This window comes from Nocardia sp. JCM 38205 (assembly GCF_058222935.1).
This window is the reverse complement of sequence record NZ_JBYHFL010000008.1, coordinates 158,896-167,629: the sequence shown is the minus strand read 5'-3', so window position 1 is coordinate 167,629 and position 8,734 is coordinate 158,896. Positions and strand designations below refer to the sequence as shown.

The window sequence follows — 8,734 nt, the reverse complement described above, 5'->3', positions numbered from 1 at the left end:
GGCGGCTATAGCGGTGGGGAAACGCCCGGTCCCATTCCGAACCCGGAAGCTAAGGCCACCTGCGCCGATGGTACTGCACTCGACAGGGTGTGGGAGAGTAGGACACCGCCGGAACATCCTTTCACGATAGGGGACCCATACACTGGGTCCCCTATCGTCGTTTGTATGCCGAAATGCTCGGCGAACGTCGAGTAGATGTCAGGAATTCGTGGCCGAGCCACCTGTGCGCGCAACTCAGAAAGGGACCACCGTGCCGGAACAGAACGACGGTCGGAAACCCTTCCGCCGCAACGACCCCGAGCGCGGATACGGAGGCCGCGGCGATAATCGGGGCGACCGCGGTACCTCGGGGGAACGCGGCGGTCGGGGCCGAAGCGGAGACGACGAACGCAGAACGCGCCGAGGTGACGACCGCGCCGACCGAAGCAGCGGCGAACGTGGCGGCTTCCCGCGCGGTGGACGCGACAGCGGGCAACCCAGCGAAGGCGGGCAGGCTCGGCGCGGACCGCGCAATGAGAGCAATAGCCGCCCACAGCAGCGTGGCAGCAACTGGAACCGCAGCGACGATCGCGGCGGGTACCGGGACCGGCGTGAATCCGACCGCGGCAGCTCGTCCGAAGGCCGGCCACAGTGGCGGGATCGCCGCGACGACGCACCGCGGCGCGATACGGGCGACCGGCCGTGGAACGACCGTGGCGCGGACCGTCGCGGCGGCGAGCGGAGCGAGCGCGGATCGTCATCGGACCAGAACCGCGGTGGATACGGCCGATCCGGTGATCGAGATGATCGGCGCGGCGGAGACCGGCGCGAATGGGGCTCGTCCGGCCAGGATCGGCGCGGATACGGCCGGTCGGGCGATCGGGACGAGCGACGCGGGCCCGATGACCGGCGCCGATACGACGACACCACCGGTTCGGTGGAGCGTGGCGGCAACCGGGCCGGGTTCCGTGGTGATCGGGACCGCGATTCGCGGCCCGGCGGTCGGGCGAACTTCGGCGACCGGCCCGGTGGGTTCCGGCGCTCCGGCGACCAGGGACCGCGCGACGACCGGGCGCGCGGCGGGGACGATCGCTACCGCGGTGCGGACAAGGGCGGTTTCCGGCGTTCCTCGGACGACGCTCGCGCCCGGCGTGACGACCGCCCCGGCGGCGGAGATGACCGCTACCGTTCGGACCGGGGAGGCTTCCGGCGCTCGTCGGAAGAGCCTCGTGGCGGACGCGACGATCGAGATCGTGGCGGGAGCGACCGCTACCGGGGGACGGACAAGGGCGGTTTCCGGCGTTCCTCGGACGACGTTCGCGGCGGCCGCGACGACCGCCACGGATCCGACCAGGGTGGTTTCCGGCGTGGCGACAGCGGACGGCCGAGCACTTCGGGCGATCGTCCGGGCGGATTCCGGCGCTCAGGAGGCGAATCCCGCGGCGGGAGCGGCGGTGGATTCCGTCGCGGCGAGTTCGAGGGCGGACGCCCCGAGCGTGGATATGCCGAGCGGGACGACTCGGGCACCCAGGGCCGGCGCAGTGGTGGTTTCCGGCGGCAGGACGACCGTTCGTCGCAGCGGTCCTTCCCGAACACCGAAGCGGGCGATCGTTCTGGAACCGAGCGTGACGACATCGCGCCGATCGAGGCAGCAGCCAGCCCGGACCACGACCAGGACCTGAGCGCAGGATCCGCCGCTACCGAGCAGGCCACGGGCAACACTTCCCGGACCGAGTCGGTGCCTGCGGCCGCAAGCGGAGAAACTGAATCTCCCGCCGAGCGGACGGGCGACGAGCCGGCTCGTGCAGGCGAGTCCCACGCCGAATCGACAAACGCTGCCCGGGCGGACGACATCGAACGTCGAAGCTCGTCGGCGGACGACGCTGCTTTGCGCCGAACCGAGGAGACGGGTGCGGATGACACCGAGCGGTCGACCTCCGACGCAGACCCGGTCTCGGCGACGGAACTGATTGCTGACGCCGCACCGTCCGGTCGGCGTGGCGATGCCGATCGCGCGGATCGACCGGCAGACTGGACCGGCGGCGACGACGCGGGCACGGCTGTAACCGGGGCGCGCGCCGACGACCGCGACGATGCCGTCGAACAGCGGCCCTCGGTGGTCGCGCAGACCGGAGAGCGGGGCGATGTGACCGACAACGGCGACCGTGGCCGGCGCGAAGACAGCCGCGGCTGGAACGATCGCGGGCCGAAGCGGCGCGATGAGGGCCGTGGCGATGGACCCGGTGGCGATCGGCGTCGCGGCGGCGATGGTGGCCGGGCGCCCGGCGGCCGGATGATGGATCGCCGTCCGCCCCGGCCGGAAGAGCCGGACCTGCCCGATGACGTTCAGGCCTCCGACCTCGACACCACGATCCGGCGTGACCTGCTCAGCTTGGACAAGGGCAATGCCGAGACCGTCGCAAGGCATCTGGTGATGGCCGCGCGCCTGCTCGACGACGATCCGGGGCTGGCGCTGGCGCACGCGCGCGCCGCCCGGCAGCGGGCCGGCCGCATCGCGGTGGTGCGAGAAACCGCCGGTGTGGTGGCCTATCACGCGGGTGAATGGGCCGAAGCTCTCTCCGAGTTGCGGACCGCGCGACGCATGTCCGGTGGCTCCGGTCTGCTCGCGGTGATGGCCGACTGTGAACGCGGGCTCGGGCGCCCAGAACGCGCCATCGAGCTGGGCCGCAGCGAGGAAGCGCGAGCCCTGCGCGGCGACGAAGCCAACGAACTGCGGATCGTGGTCGCAGGCGCTCGCATGGACCTCGGCCAGTACGACCAGGCCGTCGTCACGTTGCAGACACCGGATCTGGACCCCTCACGCACCGGCTCGGCCGCCGCCCGCCTGTTCTACGCCTACGCCGACGCCCTGGTCGCCGCCGGCCGCACCGAGGAGGGCCTGACCTGGTTCCTCAACGCCGCCGCGGCAGATCTCGACGGCGACACCGACGCGGAGGAACGAGCGGCCGAACTCACCGGCGACGCCTGAGCGCGGCTCACCGGTCAGGTGAGGCCGCCGTCGGCGCGGATGATCTGCCCGGTGATCCAGCCGCTGTCCTGGTGCGCGAGCAACGCGACCATGCCCGCGATGTCGGCGGGGCCGCCGATCCGTCCGAGCGCTGTCATGGCCGCGGTCGCGTCGAGTGCGGCCGGTGGCGCGGTCGAGCGCAGCAGATCGGTGTCGGTCGGTCCGAGGGCGAGCACATTCGCGGTGATGCCGCGGCCGCCGAGTTCTCGGGAGGCGACGCGGGTCAGCTGCTCGGCCGCTGCCTTGCTCGCGGCATAGGCGGCCTCGCCGGGGCTCGGCCAGTGCGTGCCGATGGTGGAGATGGTGATGATGCGGCCGTTGTCGCGCAGGTTGCGCGCGGCGAATTGCAAGGTCAGCAGGGTGCCGCGGGCATTGACCGCCATCGCGTGGTCCCACTCGCTCAGGTCCAGCCCGTCGAGCGGGGCACTGGTGAAAATGCCTGCGTTGGCGACGACGATGTCGAGGCCGATGCCGAAACGGTCGGCGAGAGTGACCGTCGTGGCCTCGAACGCGCCGGCGGTCTGTTCGCTATCGGCCAGATCGCAGGGCACGGCGTGTGCGCGGCCGCCCTGTTCCCGGATCTCGTCGACGAGGGCCTCGGCCGCCGCGGCCGAGGTGCAGTAGGTGAAGACCACAGCCGCGCCCGCAGCGGCCAGCCGCGTGACGATCGCACGGCCGATGCCGCGGGATCCGCCGGTGACCAAGGCGCCGCGGTCGCGCAGTGGAGCGGACTCGGAAGAAGGTGGTGATGGGGTCATCTGGCCAGGATCGCAGGTATTGCGGCCGCATCTTGTCCTCGATTCGGTGCGCGGCTCATGTCGGTGCTGTTGCCTACACTGCTCCGCGACGGGACGGCGTTGATACGCAGGCCGTGCCGGTCGATCGCATGGGCACTGCGGGTGGGAGGATTTCGGGTGGACGCTGAATCGGTGCGAGGGAGTGAAGTGATGCGGGTGCGGGACCGATACGGCGCGCTGCTGCTGGATCTGGACGGGACGCTCTATCGCGGGCAGGTCGTCATCGACGGGGCGCCTGCGGCATTGTCGGAGGGGGACCAGCGGCTGGTGTACGTGACCAACAACGCGAGCCGGGGGCCCGCTGTGGTGGCCGAGCATCTGACCGAACTCGGGTTCCAGGCCGGTACCGAGGACGTCGTGACCAGCGCACAAGCCGCCGCGCGGCTGTTGGCCGAACGGCTCGAACCGCAGGCGCAGGTGCTCGTCGTCGGCACCGACGATCTCGCCGCCGAGGTGAGCGCGGTCGGACTGCGGCCGGTGCGCCGGTTCAACGGCTCGGCGCCGGAGGCGGTCGTGCAGGGCCATTCGCCCGAGACCGGCTGGCCCGACCTCGCCGAAGCCGCCTACGCCCTGCGTGCCGATGCGCTGTGGATCGCCGCCAACACCGACAAGACCTTGCCGAACGAGCGCGGCCTCGCGCCGGGCAACGGATCGATGGTGGCGGCGTTGCGGGCCGCCTCCGACCGCGAACCCGTCGTCGCCGGGAAGCCGTATGCACCGCTGCTCGAAGACGCGCTGGTGCGGGCGGGTACGCGCAACGCGCTCGTGGTCGGGGATCGACTCGATACCGACATCGAAGGCGCGGCACGCGTCGAGCTGGATTCGTTGCTGGTGCTCACCGGCGTCAGCACCGCGGCCGATGTCGCGGAATGGCCCGAGGAGCTGTGGCCCACTTACGTCGCGACGTCCCTGGACGCGCTGAATCAGCCGCCGGTGCCCGCGGGGGACGGTGATCTCGCCGACACCCTGCGCGACAATCCTGGTCGCGCCGTGACGGTACGCGCGTCCCGTTCCGAAATCCGATAGCGTTGTCGCCACGATGAGTACTCCCACGCCCCGTCCGCCTGTGCCCGGCCCCCGTCCAGGGGCGCCGCTGCCCGGTCAGCATCTGCCTGGTGCACAGGGACGACCGGAACCGGCCGATCCCGACCGCATCCGCACCGAGATCGATGCGCTGCTGGACGAACTCGGCGCCGGTGCGGGCGCGGGCGACGGTGATCCGGACAGCGGCACCGACCTCACCCGGCGGGCGCACATCCTGGAACAGGCCCACGAGGTCCTGGTGCAGGCGCTGGCGACGGTGGACAAGATCTGAGGTGGCCAGGCGCGCACGAGTGGACGCCGAGCTGGTACGCCGCGGATTGGCCAGATCGCGAGAACACGCGGTCGAGCTGATCGGGGCGGGCCGCGTCCTCATCAATGGCGCCGTCGCGGTGAAACCGGCGACGGCCGTGGAACCCGGAACACCGCTGCTGGTGCGGGAACAGCCGGACGAGGTGTCGTGGGCGTCGCGTGGCGCGCACAAACTCCTGGGAGCGCTGGAGGCGTTCGAACCGGGCGGTTTGCGTGTCGCCGGGAAACGTTGCCTGGATGCCGGCGCGTCCACCGGGGGATTCACCGATGTGCTGCTGTCGCGGCAGGCTCGTGAAGTGGTCGCCGCCGATGTCGGCTACGGCCAGCTGGTGTGGCGATTGCAGAACGACGAACGGGTGCGCGTGCTGGACCGCACCAATGTCCGCACGTTGACCCCCGAGGTTATCGGCGGCCCGGTGGAACTGGTGGTGACCGACCTGTCGTTCATCTCGCTCGCGCTGGTGCTGCCCGCGCTGGCCGCCTGCGCGGCACCCGGTGCCGACCTACTGCCGATGGTGAAGCCGCAATTCGAGGTGGGCAAGGAAAGAGTAGGCTCCGGCGGTGTGGTGCGTGATCCGGCGCTGCGCGCCGAAGCGGTCCGCACGGTGGCCTCGGCCGCGGGCGAACTGGGTCTGCGCACCCTGGCGGCGGTGGCCAGCCCACTGCCGGGGCCGTCGGGAAATGTCGAATACTTCCTGTGGTTGCACAACGACGGACCGTTCGACTACGACGACGCGGCGGTCGCGGCCCTGGTCGAACGCGCGGTTGAGGAGGGTCCACAGTGAACGCGCTGACGGGCGAGGCCGCCGGGCGGGAGATCCTGCTGGTCTCGCATCCGGGGCGGGCCGAGATCATCGAGACCTCGCATCGGGTGGCGAAGATCCTCGCCGACGCTGGCATCGGGCTACGGGTGCTGGCCGACGAGGCCTACAGCACCAAGTTCGAGGCGGATTCGAGCGCAGGCGGCGGCTATCCGGTGCGCGTCGTCGAACACAAGCCGGATGCCGCCCTCGGCTGTGAAATGGTGCTGGCCCTCGGCGGTGACGGCACGTTTCTGCGCGGGGCGGAACTGGCGCGGACAGCGTCGGTGCCGGTGCTGGGAATCAATCTGGGCCGCATCGGTTTCCTGACCGAAGCCGAGGCCGAACATCTGGACGAGGCGCTGGCGCAGGTGGTGCGCCGCGACTACCGGGTCGAGCAGCGGATGACGATCGATGTCTCGGTCCGCGTCGACGACGAGGTGGTCGAAAGCGGTTGGGCGCTCAACGAAGCCAGCATCGAGAACGCCGCCAGGATGGGTGTGCTGGAAGTGGTGCTCGAGGTGGACGGCAGGCCGGTGTCGGCGTTCGGTTGCGACGGCATCCTGATCGCCACGCCCACCGGCTCCACGGCTTATGCGTTTTCCGCCGGCGGGCCGGTGGTGTGGCCGGAGCTGGAAGCGCTGCTGGTCATTCCCAGTAACGCGCACGCCCTGTTCGCCCGTCCGCTGGTGACCAGCCCGGATTCCCGGATCGCGGTCGAATCCGTTGCGACGGGCCACGATGCGATAGTTTTCCTGGATGGCAGGCGCACCCTCGCCCTGCCGAGGGGTGGTCGAGTGGAAGCGGTCCGCGGCGCCGAACCGGTGCAGTGGGTGCGGTTGGATTCCGCGCCGTTCGCCGACCGGATGGTGCGCAAATTCCAATTGCCCGTGACAGGCTGGCGTGGCCGACGGCGAACGGAGAGCACACGTGCTGACAGAGATCAGGATTGACGGACTCGGCGTCATCTCCACGGCGACCGCGCAATTCCATGAGGGTCTGACGGTCCTGACCGGTGAGACCGGCGCCGGAAAGACGATGGTCGTCACCAGTTTGCATCTGCTGAGTGGTGCGCGCGCGGATGCCGGGCGGGTGCGGTTGGGCGCGTCCCGTGCGGTGGTGGAGGGCCGGTTCACCATCGACGAGGTGAACGAGGCGGCGCGCGCCGAGGTGGCCGAGGTGCTGGAGGCCGCTGCCGCCGAACGTGACGACGACGGCAGCGTGATCGCCATCCGCACCGTCGGCAACGATGGGCGTTCGCGTGCGCATCTGGGCGGGCGCGGCGTTCCGGCCTCGGTGCTGTCGGATTTCACGGCCCCGCTGCTGACGGTGCACGGGCAGAACGACCAGCTGCGGTTGCAGCGGCCGGATCAGCAGCTGAGCGCGCTGGATCAATTCGCCGCCGACACCGTCGGACCGCTGCTGCGCAAGTACCAGCAGCATCGCCGGGCTTGGCTGGATGCGCGCACCGAACTGCTCGAACGCACCGCGCGCAGCCGCGAACTCGCGTTGGAGGCCGACCGGCTCAAGCACTCGCTGGCCGAGATCGACGGCATCGCACCGGAGCCGGGCGAGGACGAACGCCTGGTCGCCGAGATCCGCAGGCTCAGCGATCTGGATTCCTTGCGCGAGGCCGCTTCCACCGCACACGATGCACTGGCCGGCCCGGCCGACAGCCCCGAGACCAACTCCGGCGCGCTGGATGCGCTGGGCACCGCCCGATCTCGGCTCGAATCGGCCGAGGATCCGGCCTTGGCGGCCTTGGCGCCCCGGCTGGGTGAGGCGATCGCGGTGGTGGTCGACCTGACCACCGAACTGAGCGGCTACCTGTCGGATCTACCGTCCGATCCGGGCGCCCTGGATTCGATGCTCACCCGCCAGGCCGAACTCAAAACGCTCACCCGCAAATACGCTCCCGATATCGACGGGGTGATCGCCTGGGCCGAGGAATCGCGGGCCCGGCTGGAATCACTGGACGTTTCCGAGGAGACCCTCGCCTCGCTGGCCAAAGAGGTCGAGGTGGCCGCGGACAAGGTGCGCGCGGCGGCCAGCAAGCTGACGGCGGCGCGGACCAAGGCGGCGGGCAAGCTCGCCGAGGCGGTGAGTGCCGAGCTGGGCGGGCTCGCGATGGGTAAGGCGCGGCTCGAGGTGGTGGTGCGGCCGGTGCCTGCGGCACCGCAGGATTCGGCCCCGTTGACCATCGGGGAGACCGAGCTGCACGCCGGGTCGACGGGTGTGGACGAGGTCGAGTTCCGGCTGTCGGCCCATTCGGGTGCGCAGTCGCTGCCGCTGAGCAAGAGCGCTTCGGGCGGTGAGCTCTCCCGGGTGATGCTGGCGCTGGAAGTGGTGCTCGCCGGCAGTGAGCACGGTGCGACGATGGTGTTCGACGAGGTCGACGCCGGCGTCGGCGGCCGGGCGGCGGTGGAGATCGGGCGCAGGCTTGCCCGTTTGGCGCGCACCCATCAGGTGATCGTGGTGACCCATCTGCCGCAGGTCGCGGCCTTCGCCGATACGCATCTGGTGGTCAACAAATCCGATGACGGTGCGGGTGCGGTGAATTCCGGCGTGCGGGCCCTGACCAACGACGAGCGGGTGATCGAATTGGCCCGCATGCTCGCAGGCCTCGACGACACCGAAACCGGGCGTGCGCACGCCGAAGAACTCTTGCAGATCGCGCGGTCCGAGCGGGCCACCGCGCGCTGAGCAGGCGCGGGAACCGAAACCCGGCCGATGCCGGTGCGTGATCGGCACGTGGAATCCGGGCCGGCCCGCCGAGC

At 70.6% G+C, this 8,734-nt stretch carries 7 protein-coding genes and 1 rRNA gene; 7 read left to right on the top strand and 1 reads right to left on the bottom strand.

The window, feature by feature from the left end; translation table 11 throughout:
- A 5S ribosomal RNA gene (rrf, locus tag AC4HOU_RS25900) occupies positions 1 to 114 on the top strand; the annotation flags it as partial.
- 1,981 nt (positions 115 to 2,095) lie between these two features.
- Positions 2,096 to 2,968, top strand: a complete 873-nt coding sequence (locus AC4HOU_RS25895) for a tetratricopeptide repeat protein (protein ID WP_324197469.1) — start codon at positions 2,096 to 2,098, stop codon at positions 2,966 to 2,968.
- A gap of 14 nt (positions 2,969 to 2,982) precedes the next feature.
- Here the strand turns inward: AC4HOU_RS25895 and AC4HOU_RS25890 are convergent, their stop codons facing one another.
- Positions 2,983 to 3,765 carry an SDR family oxidoreductase gene (locus AC4HOU_RS25890; RefSeq protein ID WP_195021571.1) on the bottom strand — a complete coding sequence of 261 codons (783 nt, stop codon included), beginning with the start codon at positions 3,763 to 3,765 and terminating at the stop codon, positions 2,983 to 2,985.
- Positions 3,766 to 3,954: 189 nt separating this feature from the next.
- Here AC4HOU_RS25890 and AC4HOU_RS25885 point away from each other — a divergent pair, with 189 nt between their 5' ends.
- Genes AC4HOU_RS25885 through recN form a run of 5 tightly spaced genes read left to right on the top strand, consistent with a single transcriptional unit; the run spans position 3,955 to position 8,660 of the window.
- Positions 3,955 to 4,830 carry an HAD-IIA family hydrolase gene (locus AC4HOU_RS25885; protein ID WP_228816206.1) on the top strand — a complete coding sequence of 292 codons (876 nt, stop codon included), beginning with the start codon at positions 3,955 to 3,957 and terminating at the stop codon, positions 4,828 to 4,830.
- A 13-nt stretch (positions 4,831 to 4,843) separates the two neighbouring features.
- Positions 4,844 to 5,119 carry a hypothetical protein gene (locus AC4HOU_RS25880; protein WP_163812519.1) on the top strand — a complete coding sequence of 92 codons (276 nt, stop codon included), beginning with the start codon at positions 4,844 to 4,846 and terminating at the stop codon, positions 5,117 to 5,119.
- Position 5,120: 1 nt separating this feature from the next.
- Positions 5,121 to 5,942 carry a TlyA family RNA methyltransferase gene (locus tag AC4HOU_RS25875; RefSeq protein ID WP_195021572.1) on the top strand — a complete coding sequence of 274 codons (822 nt, stop codon included), beginning with the start codon at positions 5,121 to 5,123 and terminating at the stop codon, positions 5,940 to 5,942.
- Positions 5,939 to 6,910: an NAD kinase gene (locus AC4HOU_RS25870; RefSeq protein WP_416381952.1), complete on the top strand. Its 972-nt coding sequence runs from the start codon at positions 5,939 to 5,941 to the stop codon at positions 6,908 to 6,910. Before AC4HOU_RS25875 ends, AC4HOU_RS25870 begins: the two co-directional genes overlap by 4 nt.
- On the top strand, positions 6,888 to 8,660 hold the full coding sequence (gene recN, locus AC4HOU_RS25865) for a DNA repair protein RecN (RefSeq protein ID WP_195021573.1): 1,773 nt from the start codon (positions 6,888 to 6,890) through the stop codon (positions 8,658 to 8,660). The genes AC4HOU_RS25870 and recN overlap by 23 nt, the downstream gene beginning before the upstream one ends.
- Positions 8,661 to 8,734: the final 74 nt, after the last annotated feature.

Bases quoted from the DNA above. Each gene is read 5' to 3' on its own strand.
- AC4HOU_RS25885 (WP_228816206.1), top strand. From the start codon at position 3,955: ATGCGGGTGCGGGACCGATACGGCGCGCTGCTGCTGGATCTGGACGGG.
- AC4HOU_RS25880 (WP_163812519.1), top strand. From the start codon at position 4,844: ATGAGTACTCCCACGCCCCGTCCGCCTGTGCCCGGCCCCCGTCCAGGG.
- AC4HOU_RS25890 (WP_195021571.1), bottom strand. From the start codon at position 3,765: ATGACCCCATCACCACCTTCTTCCGAGTCCGCTCCACTGCGCGACCGC.